20 protein-coding genes and 1 tRNA gene are annotated in these 17,339 nt (G+C 67.2%); 12 read left to right on the top strand and 9 right to left on the bottom strand.

Features of this window, described 5'->3' with window-relative positions; translation table 11 throughout:
* Positions 1–22: 22 nt before the first annotated feature.
* Both QRN67_RS17070 and QRN67_RS17065 read left to right on the top strand, forming a co-directional pair.
* Positions 23–718, top strand: a complete 696-nt coding sequence (locus QRN67_RS17070; RefSeq protein ID WP_285412793.1) for an HAD family hydrolase — start codon at positions 23–25, stop codon at positions 716–718.
* Positions 715–1,038 carry a hypothetical protein gene (locus tag QRN67_RS17065; protein WP_285412792.1) on the top strand — a complete coding sequence of 108 codons (324 nt, stop codon included), beginning with the start codon at positions 715–717 and terminating at the stop codon, positions 1,036–1,038. The genes QRN67_RS17070 and QRN67_RS17065 overlap by 4 nt, the downstream gene beginning before the upstream one ends.
* On the opposite strand, the gene QRN67_RS17060 is transcribed toward QRN67_RS17065, so the two are convergent.
* The 5 genes from QRN67_RS17060 to QRN67_RS17040 all read right to left on the bottom strand — a co-directional run bounded on the left by QRN67_RS17060 (position 981) and on the right by QRN67_RS17040 (position 5,198).
* Positions 981–1,982 carry an isopenicillin N synthase family dioxygenase gene (locus tag QRN67_RS17060; protein WP_285412791.1) on the bottom strand — a complete coding sequence of 334 codons (1,002 nt, stop codon included), beginning with the start codon at positions 1,980–1,982 and terminating at the stop codon, positions 981–983. The two genes, QRN67_RS17065 and QRN67_RS17060, sit on opposite strands and share 58 nt — an antisense overlap.
* Entirely contained in the window at positions 1,979–2,722 is a 744-nt protein-coding gene (locus QRN67_RS17055) for an amino acid ABC transporter ATP-binding protein (protein ID WP_285412790.1), read from the bottom strand. Before QRN67_RS17055 ends, QRN67_RS17060 begins: the two co-directional genes overlap by 4 nt.
* Positions 2,719–3,429, bottom strand: a complete 711-nt coding sequence (locus tag QRN67_RS17050; RefSeq protein ID WP_285412789.1) for an amino acid ABC transporter permease — start codon at positions 3,427–3,429, stop codon at positions 2,719–2,721. Before QRN67_RS17050 ends, QRN67_RS17055 begins: the two co-directional genes overlap by 4 nt.
* Before the next feature lie 157 nt (positions 3,430–3,586).
* The gene (locus QRN67_RS17045; RefSeq protein ID WP_081265921.1) at positions 3,587–4,282 is read right to left on the bottom strand and encodes an amino acid ABC transporter permease; all 696 of its coding nucleotides are present in this window, start codon (positions 4,280–4,282) and stop codon (positions 3,587–3,589) included.
* An 88-nt stretch (positions 4,283–4,370) separates the two neighbouring features.
* Positions 4,371–5,198, bottom strand: a complete 828-nt coding sequence (locus QRN67_RS17040) for an ABC transporter substrate-binding protein (protein WP_285412788.1) — start codon at positions 5,196–5,198, stop codon at positions 4,371–4,373.
* 257 nt (positions 5,199–5,455) lie between these two features.
* Here QRN67_RS17040 and fabV point away from each other — a divergent pair, with 257 nt between their 5' ends.
* The 4 genes from fabV to QRN67_RS17020 all read left to right on the top strand — a co-directional run bounded on the left by fabV (position 5,456) and on the right by QRN67_RS17020 (position 10,576).
* Positions 5,456–6,652, top strand: a complete 1,197-nt coding sequence (gene fabV / locus QRN67_RS17035) for an enoyl-ACP reductase FabV (protein WP_285412787.1) — start codon at positions 5,456–5,458, stop codon at positions 6,650–6,652.
* Positions 6,653–6,679: 27 nt separating this feature from the next.
* Complete coding sequence (locus QRN67_RS17030) at positions 6,680–7,099, top strand: group II truncated hemoglobin (RefSeq protein WP_007839268.1); 420 nt, start codon at positions 6,680–6,682, stop codon at positions 7,097–7,099.
* Between the two features lie 50 nt (positions 7,100–7,149).
* Positions 7,150–8,379 carry an NAD(P)/FAD-dependent oxidoreductase gene (locus QRN67_RS17025; protein ID WP_285412786.1) on the top strand — a complete coding sequence of 410 codons (1,230 nt, stop codon included), beginning with the start codon at positions 7,150–7,152 and terminating at the stop codon, positions 8,377–8,379.
* A 130-nt stretch (positions 8,380–8,509) separates the two neighbouring features.
* Positions 8,510–10,576, top strand: a complete 2,067-nt coding sequence (locus tag QRN67_RS17020; RefSeq protein WP_503010905.1) for a bifunctional 2',3'-cyclic-nucleotide 2'-phosphodiesterase/3'-nucleotidase — start codon at positions 8,510–8,512, stop codon at positions 10,574–10,576.
* Positions 10,577–10,603: 27 nt separating this feature from the next.
* Here QRN67_RS17020 and QRN67_RS17015 read toward each other — a convergent pair whose 3' ends face one another.
* Both QRN67_RS17015 and radC read right to left on the bottom strand, forming a co-directional pair.
* Positions 10,604–11,260 carry a Smr/MutS family protein gene (locus tag QRN67_RS17015; RefSeq protein ID WP_081265916.1) on the bottom strand — a complete coding sequence of 219 codons (657 nt, stop codon included), beginning with the start codon at positions 11,258–11,260 and terminating at the stop codon, positions 10,604–10,606.
* Positions 11,260–11,937 carry a RadC family protein gene (radC, locus tag QRN67_RS17010; RefSeq protein ID WP_106937107.1) on the bottom strand — a complete coding sequence of 226 codons (678 nt, stop codon included), beginning with the start codon at positions 11,935–11,937 and terminating at the stop codon, positions 11,260–11,262. The genes QRN67_RS17015 and radC overlap by 1 nt, the downstream gene beginning before the upstream one ends.
* Before the next feature lie 108 nt (positions 11,938–12,045).
* On the opposite strand from radC, the gene QRN67_RS17005 reads away from it, so the two are divergent.
* The 6 genes from QRN67_RS17005 (at position 12,046) to QRN67_RS33220 (ending at position 16,337) form a co-directional block, all read left to right on the top strand.
* Positions 12,046–12,489 carry an FKBP-type peptidyl-prolyl cis-trans isomerase gene (locus tag QRN67_RS17005; RefSeq protein WP_081265914.1) on the top strand — a complete coding sequence of 148 codons (444 nt, stop codon included), beginning with the start codon at positions 12,046–12,048 and terminating at the stop codon, positions 12,487–12,489.
* Positions 12,486–13,454 (top strand): 4-hydroxy-3-methylbut-2-enyl diphosphate reductase, encoded by a 969-nt coding sequence (gene ispH / locus QRN67_RS17000; RefSeq protein ID WP_285412784.1) that lies wholly within the window; start codon positions 12,486–12,488, stop codon positions 13,452–13,454. Before QRN67_RS17005 ends, ispH begins: the two co-directional genes overlap by 4 nt.
* The gene (locus tag QRN67_RS16995; RefSeq protein ID WP_285412783.1) at positions 13,451–14,416 is read left to right on the top strand and encodes a threonine/serine dehydratase; all 966 of its coding nucleotides are present in this window, start codon (positions 13,451–13,453) and stop codon (positions 14,414–14,416) included. The genes ispH and QRN67_RS16995 overlap by 4 nt, the downstream gene beginning before the upstream one ends.
* A gap of 24 nt (positions 14,417–14,440) precedes the next feature.
* A complete protein-coding gene (gene serS, locus QRN67_RS16990; RefSeq protein WP_285412782.1) occupies positions 14,441–15,772 on the top strand; it encodes a serine--tRNA ligase in 1,332 nt (443 codons plus the stop codon).
* A gap of 58 nt (positions 15,773–15,830) precedes the next feature.
* Positions 15,831–15,920: transfer RNA gene (locus QRN67_RS16985), tRNA-Ser, on the top strand.
* 3 nt (positions 15,921–15,923) lie between these two features.
* Positions 15,924–16,337 carry an integrase arm-type DNA-binding domain-containing protein gene (locus QRN67_RS33220; protein WP_350226896.1) on the top strand — a complete coding sequence of 138 codons (414 nt, stop codon included), beginning with the start codon at positions 15,924–15,926 and terminating at the stop codon, positions 16,335–16,337.
* Between the two features lie 140 nt (positions 16,338–16,477).
* Here QRN67_RS33220 and QRN67_RS16980 read toward each other — a convergent pair whose 3' ends face one another.
* Both QRN67_RS16980 and QRN67_RS16975 read right to left on the bottom strand, forming a co-directional pair.
* Positions 16,478–16,711, bottom strand: coding sequence for a hypothetical protein (locus tag QRN67_RS16980; protein ID WP_285412781.1), 234 nt, complete (start codon positions 16,709–16,711; stop codon positions 16,478–16,480).
* On the bottom strand, positions 16,708–17,040 hold the full coding sequence (locus tag QRN67_RS16975) for a DUF2845 domain-containing protein (protein ID WP_285412780.1): 333 nt from the start codon (positions 17,038–17,040) through the stop codon (positions 16,708–16,710). Before QRN67_RS16975 ends, QRN67_RS16980 begins: the two co-directional genes overlap by 4 nt.
* Between the last annotated feature and the right edge of the window lie 299 nt (positions 17,041–17,339).

Below are 17,339 nucleotides of genomic sequence, written 5' to 3'. Positions count from 1 at the left end.
CCTTTTTCATTAGGATGCCCCGATGTTCGCCGCCGCAATTTTCGACATGGACGGGCTGCTGATCGATTCGGAGCGCCCGATCATGGCCGCCTGGATCGAGGCCGCCCGCACGCTCGACATCGAGCTTTCGCACAGCCAGTACCTGCAGGTGGTGGGGCTGGCCATGACCGAGTCGCAGCACATCCTGGCGTCGCTGCTGGGCGGGCCGGACGCCTACGACCACGCCGCGGCCCATGTGCGCCGGCGCCTGCAGCTTGAGCGCTCCGACGGCACGCCGTTGTTTCCCGTCAAGCCCGGCGCGGCCGAGTTCCTGGCTGCGCTGCGTGGGCGCGGCACGCGCTGCGCCGTGGCTTCGTCGTCGACCAGCGGGCAGATCCAGGCCTGCCTCGGCAGCCTGGGCCTGCTGCACCATTTCTCGGCCTTCGCGGGCGGCGACGAGGTGGCGCGCGCCAAGCCCGATCCGGCGCTCTACCTGCTGGCAGCCGAGCGGCTGGGCGTCGATCCGGCGGAGTGCATCGCCTTCGAGGACAGCGAGAACGGCGCTAAGGCGGCGCTGGCGGCGGGGCTGCGGGTCGTGGTGGTGCCCGACCTCAAGCATCCGCCCGAGGCCATCACTGGCCGGGCGTTCCATGTGCTCGAGTCGCTGCACGACGCGGTGCCGCACCTGCCGCGCTGGTTTCCGTCGCCGGCCGGGACGCAGGGAAAGCAACCCGCATGATCAAGATCGGCACGCTCTGCCATGTGGTCGACAGCTGCCTGGCGTCGCCCTTCACCGAGCGTGCGGTGGGCCGGATCGTGGAAGTGGTTTCGCCGCCCTACGAAGCGCCGAGCGAGCGCTACCTGCCCGGCACGTACTACGACGTGCTGTTCGAGGGCTGGACCTTCTATTGCCGCAGCGACAAGCTCGTGCCCATTTCGGACCCCGACGCCGACATCGAGCGCTGGGAAGACGCCTTTCTCGACGAGCCGTCGCCGGCTGTTCAGAGCACTTCGTCGCGCAGCTGCGGGAACACCTTCGACACCTTCGCCAGCAGGTAGTCGCCGTAGCGCCCGCTGAAGGCGTGCACGTTGGCGCGGTCCCAGCGCTCGGCGCTGTCGTCGCGTGCCTCGGCGCCCGACAGGCCCTCGATGCGCTGCACGCGCGCCTCGAAGTTCGGGTCGAAGAACAGCGGAAACGACAGCCGGTCGTGCCCCGAGGTGTTGCGCTTCACGCGGTGCGGCGTCGACTTGTAGAGCCCGCCGGTCATGCGGTCGAGCATGTCGCCGATGTTGCAGACGAACGACCCCGCGACCGGCGGCGCGTCGATCCAGCCGCCGGGCGTATGCACCGCGAGGCCGCCGATGTGGTCCTGGTGCAGGATCGTGAGCAGCCCGTAGTCGGTGTGCTCGCCCACGCCCCATTGCACGTCCAGGCCCTCCGGCACCGGCTGCGACGGATAGTTGAACAGGCGGAGCAGGATCAGCGGATCGCCCGTGTAGCGCTCGGCGAAGTAGCCGGCCGGCAGGCCCAGGCTCAGCGCGATGCCTTCCATGAGCCGGTGGCCGAGTTGCGTGACGGCCGCCATGTAGTCGAGGATGGTTTCGCGAAAGCCCGGCACGTCGGGGAACAGGTTGGGCCCATGCACCGGCGTCTTCGCCTGCACCAGCGGGTGCGTGGCGGGCAGCTCCGTGCCCAGGTAGAGGCCTTCCTTCCAGTCGGGCCGGCCGGAGGTTAGCTCGCCGCCGAGCGGAAAGTAGCCGCGCCATGCGCGACCGCCCAGGGCCATGCGCCACTGCATCTTGGTTTCCTCGGGCAGGTCGAAGAAGCGGTGGCTCAGATCTTCGAGCCGCCGCACCAGCGCGGGGTCGACGCCGTGGCCGGTCACGTAGAAGAAGCCGTGCGCGCGGCAGGCGGCGCCGATCTGCGAGGCGACGGCCTCGCGCCCGAGGGAGCCGGCAACGAGCGCCGAAACGTCGATGAGGGGGAGCGATGCGTCGGTCATGCGTCTCTCGAGAAAGGGGATCGGATGTCGGACAGGAACTGCTGCGCGCGCGGATGCTGCGGGCGGTTAAAGAAGTCGTCGGGCGTGGCGCGTTCCAGCACCTTGCCTTCGTCCATGAACAGCACGCGGTCGGCCACCTCGCGCGCGAAGCCCATCTCGTGCGTCACGCAGACCATCGTCATGCCGTCGCGCGTGAGGTCGCGCATCACCAGCAGCACCTCGCCGACCATCTCGGGGTCGAGCGCGCTGGTGGGTTCGTCGAACAGCATCAGCGGCGGCTGCATGGCCAGCGCGCGCGCAATGGCCACGCGCTGCTGCTGGCCGCCGGACAGCTCGCTCGGCCATGCGTCGGCCTTGTTCGACAGGCCCACGCGGTGCAGCAGCGCCATCGCGCGCTCGTCGGCTTCCTTGCGCGTGAGGCCGCGCAGCTGCATGGGCGCCATCGTGCAGTTCTGCAGCACCGTGAGATGCGGGAACAGGTTGAACTGCTGAAAGACGAAGCCGATGCGCGAGCGGAAGGCGTTCACGTCCAGGCCCGGCGCATGGATGTCCTGCCCGTCGACCACGATGCGGCCCGACTGGATCGGCTCCAGCCGGTTGACGGTGCGGATCAGCGTCGACTTGCCCGAGCCCGACGGCCCGCACACCACGACGACTTCGCCCTTGCGGATGGTCTCGGTCACGTCGACCAGCGCGTGGTAGCTGCCGTACCACTTGTTGACTTTTTCGAGTTCGATCATGCGGACACCTTGGCGGTGGCTGTGGAGATGCCGCGGCGCGCGAGCCGGCGTTCGAGCCAGTAGGCGAAGCGCGACAGGCCGAAGCAGAGAATGAAATACGTACCGCCCAATATCAGGTAGATCTGCGCGGGCTTGGTGAACACCTGCGTGTTGATCTGCGTCGCGATGAACGACACCTCGGCCAGCCCGATGATGTAGCCCAGCGAGGTTTCCTTGATGGTCGAGACGAACTGGTTCACCAGCGAAGGCAGCATGCTGCGCAGCGCCTGCGGCAGCACCACGAGCCGCATCGCGCGGCCGTAGCCCAGGCCGAGCGCGCGGGCGGTTTCCATCTGCCCGCGCGGCAGGCCCTGGATGCCGGCGCGCACGATCTCGGCGAGATAGGCGGCATCGAACACCACCAGCGCGATCAGCATGGTGGTGAACTGGTCGGTCTTCACGCCGGTGACGCTGGGCAGGAAGAAGTAGGCCCAGAAGATCACCATCAGGAGCGGCAGCCCGCGCACCACGAACACGAAGCCCGTGACCGGCCAGCGCAGCCAGCGCCACGGGCTCACGCGCGCCAGGCCCAGCACGATGCCCAGCGGCAGCGCGAGCGCCAGCCCGCAGGAGGCCAGCAGCAGCGTGAGCACCAGCCCGCCGAGCGGGCCGTTCGGGTACTGCCCGATGAGGAAGTAGACCCAGTAGTCGTTGATGATCTGAAGCATCAGCGCTCAGCTCCCGCTTCACATGGCTCGCGATGCGCGGAACCGGCACGGCCGAGGCCGAAAACACCGCGGAACCGGCTTTGCCGGGCCGCCGGTGTTGCCCCCGGCGAGGGGGGAGGAGAAGCGACACGAAGTGCGCGCAGCCTGGGGGAGTGCTTCATATCGTCCGCACCGGATAGCGGTGGTGGTACCAAGTTGCCAGCCCTGTGATGGCCAGTGAGACGGTGAGGTACGCCGCGCTCGCGAACGCGAACGACTCGAAGCTGCGGAAGGTCGCGCTCTCGACCTGCCCGGCCTGGTACATCAGCTCGGCCACGCCGATCACGGTGGCGATGGAAGTGTTCTTCCAAAGGCTCAGCGTCTGCGAGATGAGCGGCGGAACAGTCACGCGCAGCGCCTGCGGCAGCACCACGCGGCGCATGGTGGCCAGGTAGCTGAAGCCCATCGCGCGCCCGGCTTCGAACTGCACCAGCGGAATCGCGCGGATGCCGCTGCGGATGTCCTCGGCCATGAAGGCCGCCGTGTACAGCGCCAGCGCGATCACCGCGCTGAAGGCCTCGATGTGCCCCGCATAGAGCCATTGCTTGATGCCCTCGGGCAGCAGCTCGGGCGCGCCGAAGTACCAGAACAGCATGTGCGCGAGCAGCGGGATGTTGCGGATCGACTCCACGTACGCAAAGCCGAGCCAGCGCAGCGGCGCGAAGGGCGACAGCCGCAGCAGCGCCACCACCAGCGCGATGGGCAGGGCCAGCACCAGCGCGGCCGCGAGCAGCTGCAGCGACAGCAGCAGGCCCGCGACCAGCATGTCGTGGTACTTGCCGGTGAGCAGCAAGGAATAGTCGAACAGGGGCATGAGGGGCGACAGTATCACCGTCGCGAGGGGGCGGGGCCACGCGCCCCCATCCCGGCCTTCCCCCGGCGGGGGAAGGAGAAAGACAGGCTCAGTCGATCTTGTCGCTGTCGAGCTTGAAGTCGCGCGTCTGGAAGCCCGACGCCGTGTTCGGGCCATACCACTTGATGAAGATCTTCTCGGCCTCGCCCGATTTCTCGAGCTCGCGCAGCGTGTCGTCCACCACCGCCTTCAGGCCGGCCTCGCCCTTCTTGATGCCGATGGCCAGTGCCTCGGTGCTCAGGTTCTGCTTGAGCACCACGTATTGCGCCTTCTGCGGGCCCAGCTTGGCGTAGCTGCGCAGCAGCGCGGCCTCGTCGTCCACATAGCCCACGCCCTTGCCCTGCTGCAGCGCCTGGAAGGCCTGCTGGCTGGTGTCGAAGGTGACCACCTCGACGTTGGGCACGGCCTTGCGGATGTTCGGCTCCTGCGTGCCGCCGCGGATGGTCAGCACCTTCTTGCCGGCGAGCTGCGGCACGTCGGTGATGCCGCTGTCCTTCTTCACGATGGCCTTCTGGCCGGTGACGAAGGTGGTGAGCGAGAAGTCGATCTGCGCCTCGCGCTCCTTGTTGTGCGTGAGGCCTGCGGCCACCAGGTCGACGTGCCCCTGCTGCAGTTCCGGAATGCGCGCGGCCACCGCGATCTGCTTGAGCACCGGCTTCACGCCGATCTTCTTTGCGATGGCGTTCACCAGATCGACCTCGTAGCCGACGATCTGGCGCGTCTTCGGATCGATGAAGGTCGCCGGCTCGTCGGTGCCGAGCACGCCGACGACCAGTTCGCCCTTCTTCTTGATGTCGGCCAGCTGGTCAGCGTGTGCGACGGTGCCGAGCAGCAGGGAGGAGGCGGCAACTGCCGCGGCAATCAGGTTCAAGCGCATGTTCTTCTCCTTCAGGGAAAGCAGGGCGAGACCATATCAATAAAACCTCGGATCATTAAATGGTCAATTCATATATCGACATGTGCGCGGGGCTATGAGTGGCACGCCGGCCTGTGCATGCCTGTGGGGCTGCTGAAGGTGCGGCTTTCGCGCTGGGTTAAATTCACGTCGCCGACCGGCCGGTCGCGAACAAAAGCGTGCTCTCCCCAGGCATGCCCCGGCCGCTCTTTCCAGATATCCCATCCAGCGAGTTCTCCATGATCATCAAACCGCGTGTGCGCGGCTTCATCTGCGTGACGACCCATCCGACGGGTTGCGAAGCCAACGTCCGGCAACAGATCGACTACGTCAAGGCCCGGCCTCCCATCTCGGGCGGCCCGAAGAAGGTGCTGGTCATCGGCGCGTCCACCGGTTATGGCCTGGCCGCGCGCATCACCGCCGCCTTCGGCTGCGGCGCCGACACGCTCGGCGTGTTCTTCGAGCGCGCGGGCAGCGAGAACCGCCCCGGCTCGCCCGGCTGGTACAACACCGCCGCGTTCCATCGCGCCGCCGAGGCCGAGGGCCGCTATGCGAAGAGCATCAACGGCGACGGCTTCTCCGACGAGGTGAAGCAGCTGACCATCGACGCCATCCGTGCCGATCTGGGGCAGGTCGACCTCGTGGTCTACAGCCTGGCCGCGCCGCGCCGCACGCATCCGAAGACTGGCCAGGTCTTCAACTCGGTGCTCAAGCCCATCGGCAAGCCGGTGACCCTGCGCGGGCTCGACACCGACAGCGGCACCGTGAAGGAATCGGTGCTCGAGCCCGCGACACAGGAAGAGATCGACAACACCGTGGCCGTGATGGGCGGTGAAGACTGGCAGATGTGGATCGACGCCCTGCAGCAGGCCGGCGTGCTGGCCGACGGCGCCAGGACCACCGCCTTCACCTACCTGGGCGAGCAGATCACGCACGACATCTACTGGAACGGCTCCATCGGCGCGGCCAAGAAAGACCTCGACCAGAAGGTGCTGGGCATTCGCGAGACGCTGGCCGCGAAGGGCGGCGACGCGCGGGTATCGGTGCTGAAGGCGGTCGTCACGCAGGCCAGCTCGGCGATTCCGATGATGCCGCTGTACCTGTCGCTGCTGTTCAAGGTGATGAAGGCGCAGGGCACGCACGAGGGCTGCATCGAGCAGGTGCACGGCCTCTACGCCGACAGCCTCTGCGGCGGCGCACCGCACATCGACGACGAAGGCCGCCTGCGCGCCGACTACAAGGAACTGGCGCCGCAGGTGCAGGCCCGCGTGCTCGAACTCTGGCCGCAGGTGACCGACGAGAACCTGAACGCCATCAGCGACTTCGCGGGCTACAAGGCCGAGTTCCTGCGGCTCTTCGGCTTCGGGGTGGAAGGCGTGGACTACGAGGCCGACGTGAACCCCGACGTGGGCATTCCGAACCTCGTGCAGGCCTGAGCACCTGCGGCACGGATACTTGCGCCCATGCAGATTCAAGAAAAGCCGCCCGCCGGCACGCCGTTCGACTGGATCGGCGGCGAGCCGAAGGTGGAGGCGCTGGTCGAGCGCTTCTACGACCTGATGGACCTCGAGCCCGCCTACGCGCAGCTGCGCGCGGTGCACGGCACCAGCCTCGACAACGCACGCCAGCGCCTGTTCTGGTTCCTGTGCGGATGGCTCGGCGGCCCGCAGCACTACACCGACCGCTTCGGCCACCCGATGCTGCGCGCGCGCCACCTGCCGCAGAGCATCGGCGGCCACACCATCGGCATCAAGGAACGCGACCAGTGGCTGGCCTGCATGGACCAGGCCATGGGTGAAACGGGCGTGCCGGAAGACCTGCGCGCGAGGTTGCGTGACTCCTTCTTCAAGACCGCCGACTGGATGCGCAACCGCGGCGAATGACGCGGCCACAGCGCGACCGAATACATAACGACTCCGAAAGACGCTTTCCAATGAACTCCATCGTCATCATCGGCGGCGGCCACGCCGCGGCCCAGCTCTGTGCCGGCCTGGCTGAAGCGGGGCAGGGCGCGCGTGTGCACCTGGTCTGCGAAGAGGCCTGCGAGCCCTATCACCGTCCGCCGCTGTCCAAGGCCTTCCTCAAGAGCGCTGAGGAAACGACGCAGCCGCACAAGGCTGCCGACTGGTACCGCGAGGCGGGCATCACGCTGCACCTGGGCGACGCGGCCGTGGCCATCGACCGCGAGGCGCACACCGTCACGCTGCGTTCGGGCGCCGTGCTGCCTTGGGAGCGGCTGGTGCTGGCCACCGGCACGCGTGCGCGCCAGATGCCCGACCTGAAGCCTGGCCTGGAGAACGTCGCCAGCCTGCGCGCCGCGGACGAGGCGCATCGCCTGCGCACCCGGCTCGCATCGGCCGAGACTGTCACGGTGCTGGGCGGCGGCTTCATCGGGCTCGAAGTGGCGGCAACGGCCAAGGCGCTGGGCAAGTCGGTGCAGGTGATCGAAAGCGCGCCGCGCCTGCTGGGCCGCGCGGTGTCGCCCGAGCTGTCGGCACACGTGCTGGCCACGCATCGCGCGGCAGGCATCGACATCGTACTCGGTGCGCAGACGGGCGCGTTCGAGGTCGAAGGCGACCGGCTGGTGTCGGTGCAGGTCAACGGCGTGAAGCAGCCGGTCGACCTGCTGCTGCTGGGCATCGGCGCCGTGCCCGAGACCGCGCTCGCGCAGGCGGCCGGCATCGAGTGCGCCGACGGCATCGTGGTCGACGCACAGATGCAGACCAGCGCCGCCGGCGTGCTGGCCGTGGGTGACTGCACGCGCTTCCCTGATCGCCGCGCGGGCCGCGCATTGCGGCTCGAGTCGGTGCAGAACGCGAACGACCAGGCGCGCACGGCAGTCGCCACGCTGACAGGCGCGGCACGCGACCACGACGCGGTGGCGTGGTTCTGGTCCGACCAGGGCAGCATGCGGCTGCAGATGGTGGGCCTGATGCCGGCAGAAGGCACGGCGGGACTGACCAGCGTGCGCCGTCCCGGCCCGGGCGCGAACCCCAATGCGTTCTCGCTCTTCCACTATGTCGATGGGCATCTGGTGTGCGTCGAATCGGTCAACGCACCGGTCGACCACATGATGAGCCGCAAGCTGCTCGAAGCGGGCCGCAGCCCCGATCCGGCGGTGATTGCCGATGCTTCGATTCCCCTGAAAAACCACCTGTCGTAATTGCGCCGCAAGTCAGGCCGGGTTCACCAGCCTGTCATTGCGCTTTCAGAGACTGCTTCCTTCTCCAATACTGCAGAGGGAGTTCTCGATGAAAAACGCAGCGGCCGCGTCGCTATTGCGCCTTGCCCCCATGTCCACCTGTGCCGCCGTGATCGCCGCCGTGCTGACCGCCTGTGGCGGCGGCAGCGGTGGTGGCGGCACCGTGTTTCCCCCGGTCGCGTCCACACCCACGACCGACACCACGCCGGCACCCGTTGCCAAGGGCACGCGCGCCACGGTCGCCTTGCTGGAGACCACCGACCTGCACGCCAATGTGCGCAGCTACGACTACTTCAAGCTCGCCGAAGACAAGTCGTACGGCTACGAACGCACCGCCACGCTGATCAACGCGGCGCGCAAGGAATTCCCGAACACGATGCTGTTCGACAACGGCGACACCATCCAGGGCACGGCGCTGGCCGACTACGAAGCCCTGGTGAGCCGCGTTCCGTGCACACAGCCGCTGTCGATCTACAAGGCCATGAACGCCACCGGCTACGACGCCGGCACGCTGGGCAACCACGAGTTCAACTACGGCCTCGATTTCCTCAACCAGGTGATCGGCGGCGGCCTCGACGTCGAAGGCGTGGACGGCAGCAAGAAGTGCGCAGGCCCGACCTTCCCCATGGTGCTGGCCAACGTGCAGAGCGTGAAGAGCGGCAAGCCGCTGCTCGCGCCGTACACCATCGTGACCAGGCAGTTCACCGCCACGGCGCCCGACGGCAAGACCGTGACCGTGCCGGTGAAGGTCGGCGTGATCGGCTTCACCACGCCCGGCATCCTGAACTGGGACAAGCGCTTCCTCGAAGGCAAGGTGCGCACCGAAGGCGCCGTCGAAGCCGCCACCAAATACATTCCTGAGCTGCGCGCCAAGGGCGCCGACATCGTGGTCGCGCTGCAGCACGGCGGCCTCGATGCGTCGCCATACTCGCCGACGATGGAAAGCCCCGGCCTCTACCTGTCGAAGGTGGCGGGCATCGACGCTCTGATGATGGGCCACCAGCATGGCACGTTCCCCGATCGCAGCGCGAAGCCGGGCTACACGCAGGCCGGCGTGGACAACGCCGCAGGCACCGTCAACGGCGTGCCGGCCGTGATGGCCAGCTCGTGGGGCAAGGCGCTGGGCCTGATCAGGCTCGACCTGGTGTACGACGGCAAGGCATGGGGCGTCGACAAGACCAGGACCTTCGTCGAGGCGCGTTCCACGCAGACCGGCAAGGACGGCGCGGGCAAGGCGATCTACGCCGATGCCGACCCGAGCGTCGCGCCGCTGGTCGAAACGCAGCACCAAGCCACCATCGCCTATGTGAAGACGCCCATCGGCACCACCGACTTCCAGATGAGCACCTACTTCGCGGACGTGGGCGACCCCGGCGCGATCCAGATCGTGAACCAGGCGCAGGCCGACTACGTGAAGAACTACATCGCGGCCAACCTGCCGCAGTACGCCAGCCTGCCGGTGCTGTCGGTGAGCGCGCCCTTCAAGTCTGGCTATGAAGGCGCCCGCGACTACACGGACGTGGCCGCCGGCAACGTGGCGATCAACAACGCGGCCGACCTGTACCTCTACCCCAACACGGTGTACGCAGTGAAGGTGACGGGCGCCGAGATCAAGGGCTGGCTCGAAGCCGCCGCCAAGCGCTTCAACCGGATCGATCCGGCACTGGCGACGGATCAGCAGCTGATCAGCACCTTCCCCGGCTACAACTTCGACATGTTCACCACGCCGGATGTGCAGTACGAGATCGACGTGACCCAGGCGGTGGGCAGCCGCATCAACAACCTGATGTACATGGGCGCGCCGATGGACCCGGCGAAGGACTTCGTCATCGCGACGAACAACTACCGTGCGACCAGCGGCGCGAGCTTCATTCCCGCGCTGGACGGCCGCGCGACGATCTACCCCTCGCCCGACGCGAACCGCGACGTGCTGATCGCCTACATCAAGGCCAAGAAGACCATCACGCGCGCAGCCAACGGTTCAGCGCGCAGCTGGACCTTCACCAAGGTCGCGACGGCGGGCAACGTGGTCTTCTCTTCGGCGCCGAATCAACTGGGCGCGGCCACGGCCGCGGGACTGGCCAACATCTCGCTGCTGGCCGCGGACGACGGCGGCGGCAAGGGTCAATCGCGCTACAAGCTCGACCTGAACAACTGACCGAAACCGGGCCGGCGTCCGCGTGGCTCAGCGCCGCGCGGGCGCCAGCAGTACCACCAGCGCCCCGGCGCCGCCCTCCGCGGGCTTCGCCTGCACGAAGGCGATCACTTCGTTCTTCTGGATCAGCCAGCGCTGCGTCTTGGTCTTGAGCACGGGCTGCCTGCCCGGCGAGCCCAGGCCCTTGCCGTGCACCACGCGCACGCAGCGCAGACCCTGCTTGTGGGCATTGCGGATGAAGCCGCCGAGCGCTTCGCGCGCCTCGTCGCTGCGCAGGCCGTGCAGGTCGACCTGGGCCTGGATGGACCAGTCGCCCTTGCGCAGCCGCGCCGTCACGTCGGTGCCGATGCCGGGACGGCGAAAGCTCATGGCGTCGTCCACGTCGAGCAGCGTGGTCACGTCGAACTCGTCGGACAGCGATTCGCGCAGCACGCGCTGCTCGTCGAGCTGGTGCTGCACCGGGATGGGGGCCGGCGGTTCCGGCGCGAGCGGCACTGCCGCCTTGCGGCGCAGCGGTTCGGTGGCGCCGATGGCGCGGGCGAACAGGTCTTTCTCGGCGGCGCGCTTGCGTTCGGCGGCGGCCTTCGCGGCCGCCTCGGCTGCTTCGCGCTCGCGGGTTTCGGCGAGTACGCGCTGCACCTGCTTGAGGTCGGCGAGGTTCTTGAGCGCGGTTGAACGCTGGGGCATCAGAGCAGTCCTTTCTCGGCCATCGAGAAGCTCTGGCCGGGGCTCACGATGACGTGGTCGAGCACGCGCACGTCGACCAGCGCGAGCGCGGCGCGCAGCGTCTGCGTGAGCGATTCGTCGGCGCGCGAAGGCTCGATGGCGCCGCTGGGGTGGTTGTGGGCCAGCACCACGGCCGCGGCCTGGTGGTGGATGGCGCGCGTGACCACTTCGCGCGGGTAGACGCTGGTCTGCGTGAGCGTGCCGCGGAACATTTCTTCCAGCATGATGAGGCGGTGCTGCACGTCGAGGAAGACGACCACGAACACCTCGTGCGGGCGCGAGCCGATGTGCAGCTGCAGGTATTGCTTGACCGCCTCGGGCGAGTCGAACACCGTGCGCTCCTTGAGCTTCTCGCCCATGGCGCGCCGCGCCAGCTCGAGCACCGCGATCAGCTCGGAGCGCTTGGCGGTGCCGCCCATGCCCTTGACGGCCTTGAGGTCGTCGGGGCCGGTGTGCAGCAGGCCCGAGAGGCCGCCGAAGCGCTCGAGCAGTTGCTGGGCCAGCTGCAGCACGTTCTTGCCCGCGACGCCGGTGCGCAGCAGCAGGGCCAGCAACTCGGCATCCGCCAGCGCGGCGGCGCCTCGCGAGATGAGCTTTTCGCGTGGACGGGCGTCGAGAGGGAGATCCTTGAATGCCATGAAACCCTGGGTGAAACCTTGGCGGAGCCGGGTGGAAGCCCCGGTCCTTAAAATGAGGTCCAGTTTATCGGGACACCCACCTTGTCTTTGCCCACCTCCGCCGCTCCCATGTCCCAAGTCGTGACTTTCGGCTCCTTCCTGACCTTGCACTACCGGCTGGCCGGTCCGGCAGGCGACATCATCAACACTTTCGCCGACAAGCCGGCGACCCTGTCGCTGGGCACCGGCGAGCTTTCGCCCGCCATGGAGCAGCGCCTGATGGGCCTGGAAGAGGGCACCCACGCCACCTTCGAGCTTCCCGCCGGCGAGGCCTTCGGCGAGCGCAATCCGGACATGCAGCAATGGGTGGCGCGCAAGCTGCTCGCCCAGATGGGCGACCCCGACGAGCAGTACGCCGTGGGCGACGTGGTGCAGTTCCCCACGCCCGACGGCACCGGCAGCTACGCCGGCGCGGTGATCGAATCGAACGAGACCGGCGTGCGCTTCGACTTCAACCATCCGCTGGCCGGCCAGCCCGTGACCTTCGAAGTGAAGCTCATCGGCGTGCTATGAACACAGGCATCTCCGAAGTCATCCTGGCCGAGCCGCGCGGTTTCTGCGCGGGCGTGGACCGTGCCATCGAGATCGTCGAGCGCGCCATCGCCAAGTTCGGCGCGCCGATCTACGTGCGCCACGAGATCGTGCACAACACCTACGTGGTGAACGAGCTCAAGGCCAAGGGCGCGATCTTCATCGAGGAACTGTCCGACGTGCCCCCCGGCGCCACGCTGGTCTTCAGCGCGCACGGCGTGAGCAAGGCCGTGGAGCAGGAGGCGCGCGACCGCGGCTTCGAGATCTTCGACGCCACCTGCCCGCTGGTGACCAAGGTGCACGTCGAGGTGGCCAAGCTCGCGAAAGAGGGCTACGAGTTCATCATGATCGGCCACAAGGGGCACCCCGAGGTCGAGGGCACGATGGGCCAGCTGTCCAGCGGCATCCACCTGGTGGAAGACGTGGAAGACGTGGCCAGGGTCTCGCCGGGGCAGACCGACAAGCTCGCGGTCGTCACCCAGACCACGCTGAGCGTGGACGACGCCGCCGAGATCGCGGCCGCGGTGCGCGCGCGCTTCCCGGCCGTGCGCGAGCCCAAGCAGCAGGACATCTGCTACGCCACCCAGAACCGCCAGGACGCGGTCAAGATCATGAGCCCGCAGGTCGACCTGGTGATCGTGGTCGGCAGCCCCACCAGTTCCAACAGCAACCGGCTGCGCGAACTGGCGCAGCGCCTGGGCACCGAGAGCTACATGGTCGACTCCGCCGAAGAGCTCAAGCCCGAGTGGTTCGAGGGCAAGACGCGCATCGGCCTCACCGCCGGCGCCTCGGCCCCCGAGGTGCTGGTGCGCGAGGTGATCGACCGCGTGCGCGCTTTCGGCGCGGTGTCCGTGCGCAAGATGGACGGCATCGAGGAAACCATCAAGTTTCCGCTTCCCAAGGGCCTCAAGCTCGACGACGTCCCCCCTCCCGGACACATCTCTTGAACGACAAGAACACGAACCGCTGGCGCTCCGAAATCGAGAGCGCCGCCGCCAGGCTGGACGCGCGCGCCGGTCATTTCCTGCGCCAGACGCCGCTGTGGAAGCTGCCGGCGGCCGCCTTCGGCGTCACGGCGCCGGGCGCCGAGGTCTGGCTCAAGCTCGAGCACATGCAGGTCAGCGGCAGCTTCAAGGCGCGCGGCATGATGAACCGGCTGCTGGCCAACGACATTCCCGAAAGCGGCGTGGTCGTGGCCTCGGGCGGCAATGCCGGCATCGCCACCGCCGCCGCGGCGCAGGCGCTGGGCGTGCCTTGCCAGGTTTTCCTGCCGGGTGTCTCACCGGAAGCCAAGCGTGCGCGCCTGCGCGCGCTGGGCGCCGAAGTGGTGGTCGTCGGCCAGCTCTATCCCGATGCGCTGGCGGCCTGCCTCACGCGCCAGAAGGAGTCCGGCGCCTTGCTCACGCACGCCTACGACCAGCCCGAGGTGGTGGCCGGCGCAGGTACGCTGGGCCGTGAAATCGAAGCGCAGGGCGGCCTGCCCGACGCGGTGCTCGTGAGCGTCGGCGGCGGCGGCCTGATCGGCGGCCTCGCCGGCTGGTTCGAGAAGCGCGCCCGCGTGGTGGCGCTGGAGCCCGAGAAGGCGCCGACCCTGTTGCGCGCCCGCGAAGCCGGCGAGCCGGTCGACGTCGAAGTGGGCGGCATCGCGGCCGACTCGCTCGGCGCGCGCCGCATCGGCGCCATCGCCTGGGAAATCACGCAGCAGCAGGTCGCGCAGGCGCTGCTGCTGTCCGACGAATCCATCCGCGCCGCGCAGCAGTGGCTGTGGAAGGAGCTCAAGCTCGCCGTGGAGCCGGCCGCCGCGCTGCCGCTGGCCGCGCTGCAACGGGGCGCCTATGTGCCGCGCGAAGGCGAGAAGGTGTGCCTGATCGTCTGCGGTGCCAACGTCGACCCCGCCACCGTCGCCTGACAAGCCGCCCTCTAAAATCGACCGATGCTCGACATCACCCTGCTCCGCAAAGACCTGGCCTCCGCCGTGGCCGGCCTTGAAAAACGCAAGAAAAACCAGCCTTACCTCGACGTGTCGGCGTTCACCGCGCTCGAGGCCGAGCGCAAGACGCTGCAAACCCGCACCGAGGAAATCCAGGCGCGCCGCAATTCGCTGAACAAGCAGATCGGCCCGCTCAAGGCCAAGGGCGAGTCGGTGGATGCGCTGATGGCCGAAGTCAACGCGCTCAAGGCCGAGCAGGAATCGCAGTCCAAACGCCTGGAAGAAATCCAGCCCGAACTGCAGGCCCTGCTGCTCGCCGTGCCCAACCTGCCGCACGCCAGCGTGCCGCTGGGCGAAGACGAGAGCGGCAACGTCGAAATGCGCCGCTGGGCCCCGCAGGGCGGCGCCGGCGCCAACGCCAAGCCGCTGGGCTTTGCCGCCAGGGACCATGTCGACCTGGGCGCGCCTCTGGGCCTCGATTTCGAGATGGGCGCCAAGCTCGCGGGCTCGCGCTTCACCGTGATGAAGGGCCCGATCGCCCGCCTGCACCGCGCGCTCGCGCAGTTCATGCTCGACATGCAGACCGAGAAGCACGGCTACACCGAGTGCTACGTGCCCTACATCGTCAATGCCGCCACGCTCAGCGGCACCGGCCAGTTGCCCAAGTTCGAGGGCGACCTGTTCGCCGCGAAGAAGGGCGGCCAGGACGGCGAGCCGGCGCCCGACCATTCGGCGCTGTACCTCATTCCCACCAGCGAAGTGCCGCTGACCAACTTCGTGCGCGACGAGGTGGTGGCCGAGTCGCAACTGCCGATCAAGGTCACGGCCCACACGCCGTGCTTCCGCTCCGAAGCCGGCAGCGCCGGCCGCGACACGCGCGGCATGATCCGCCAGCACCAGTTCGACAAGGTCGAGATGGTGCAGATCGTGCACCCGGAAAAGAGCTACGACGCGCTCGAAGAGATGACGGGGCACGCCGAAGCCGTGCTGCAGGCCTTGGAGCTGCCGTACCGTGTGGTGCTGTTGTGCACGGGTGACATGGGCTTCGGCTCCACCAAGACCTACGACCTCGAGGTTTGGCTGCCGGCGCAGGACACCTACCGCGAGATCAGCTCGGTCTCCAACTGCGAAGCCTTCCAGGCGCGGCGCCTGCAGGCTCGCTTCAAGAACGCGCAGGGCAAGAACGAACTCGTGCACACGCTCAACGGCTCCGGCCTGGCCGTGGGCCGCGCGCTGGTGGCCGTGCTGGAGAACCACCAGAACGAAGACGGCTCGATCAACGTGCCGGCCGCGTTGCGGCCGTACATCGGCGGCGCCGAAGTTTTGCGCGCCTGAGGCGCAGGGCTTCAAATAGCGGAAATTTCTCCGCTATAATCAGAGGCTCGACAGCACCGGAGAGGTGGCAGAGTGGTCGAATGTACCTGACTCGAAATCAGGCGTACTAGCGATAGTACCGAGGGTTCGAATCCCTCCCTCTCCTCCAAGAATGGCCCCGCAAGGGGCTATTTTTTTGACCATCCCCCACCGAAAGCGCCGCAGAATCAAGGCCTTAGCCGATTCTGTGCCCCAGCATTTCGGAAGATTCCCCGCCTTCAAACACTGTCCCATACCGACAGTCGGTTGGCATCCGAGTAGGCATCGGGCGACTCCTCTCCCAAAATGCCCCCAACTGCCGCTCACAGACACCGCCTGCAAAAACGCGAATTGCTCTGAAGGCCGCGCCTGCCAACGCTTCGCCGACAGTGGCGGTCTCCACCTGGAAGTCACCGCCACGGGCAGCAAGCTCTGGCGCTGGAAGTACCGCTTCAACGGCAAGGAAAAGAGACTCGCGATCGTCAGCTACCCAGAGGTGACCCTGGCAGGCGCGACATGCATCGAGATGATGCACGCCATGTGGTGAAGGACGGCACAGATCCGGCCCAGACCAAGGTGGATGCTAAGCTCATCGCGCGCATCAGCGTCGGTAACACCTTCGAGGCAGTGGTCGGGCTTGGCATGGGCACTGGAAGACCGGCAAACCGGAGCAGCGGGGGCCCACGCTCAACGCCGTCTCCGCGAACCGCCAAGCAGGCCTTTGAAAATTGCGCCCAAGATGCCCCAAAAGCTGATCGTCGTGCGGTTGTAGATGCGGTTCCGAGCGGCTCGCTTGGGGTTCGTCAGCCAACCCCAACCGCGAGGCGCTTTGAAGCCGAGGCTATGGCGCACCACGCGCTTGAGGGAGGTTCGCGCTGCGATGGACTTGCGAATCGACGGCTTGCGGATACCGAACTTCATTTCTGTTCCCAACCGACGACTGTGCCGTTCTCGAGCGTCACGCGCAGCAGATATCGGTTCTTCCCTGCGGGATGGTATTTCCAGATCTCACGGTGCTTTGTCTTCATCACGCGTGATTCGACGTCGGCTGGGCTGCCCAGCGAGTCGCTGAGTTGCTCGTCTGTTTGGCCCTGCCAGAAGCTGCATGACATGATCCGGTCAACGATATCGGGGTTGCCGTATTTCGTAAGCAGAGCCGCTCGTCGGCGCTTCCGTGCTTCACTTTTCATCCAGGCATTTACACCTGCGATGAGGACAACGAGAACGACCAGCCCAATCAAGATATCCATGCTCAATGCCTGTTCTGATTCTTCAGCTTGCTATGGTCCGGCAGGTATCGGCAACTCCGATGGCATCCCCTCTGCCTATGCATTTTCTTGTCCGGACACGCGGGGCAATCTAGGGTTGCTGCCCATCGGCAGCATCCAGAGCCGTGCCGCTCACCGGCCTGAATCTCCGCCCCACCTGCAGTCTGTCTGGGTAGCTGTTGGTTTGCCTCCCACAAACACGGTATCCAAAGGCCTCGCTTATGCGCTTGCAACATGAGAGCATCGCGTCAAGCCGTTCACTGATTTGCGGGGAAGCCGGG

The sequence above is a fragment of the Variovorax sp. efr-133-TYG-130 genome (genome assembly GCF_030208835.1).
Taxonomy (GTDB): Bacteria; Pseudomonadota; Gammaproteobacteria; order Burkholderiales; family Burkholderiaceae_C; genus Variovorax.
This window is presented reverse-complemented; position numbering and strand designations above follow the sequence as displayed.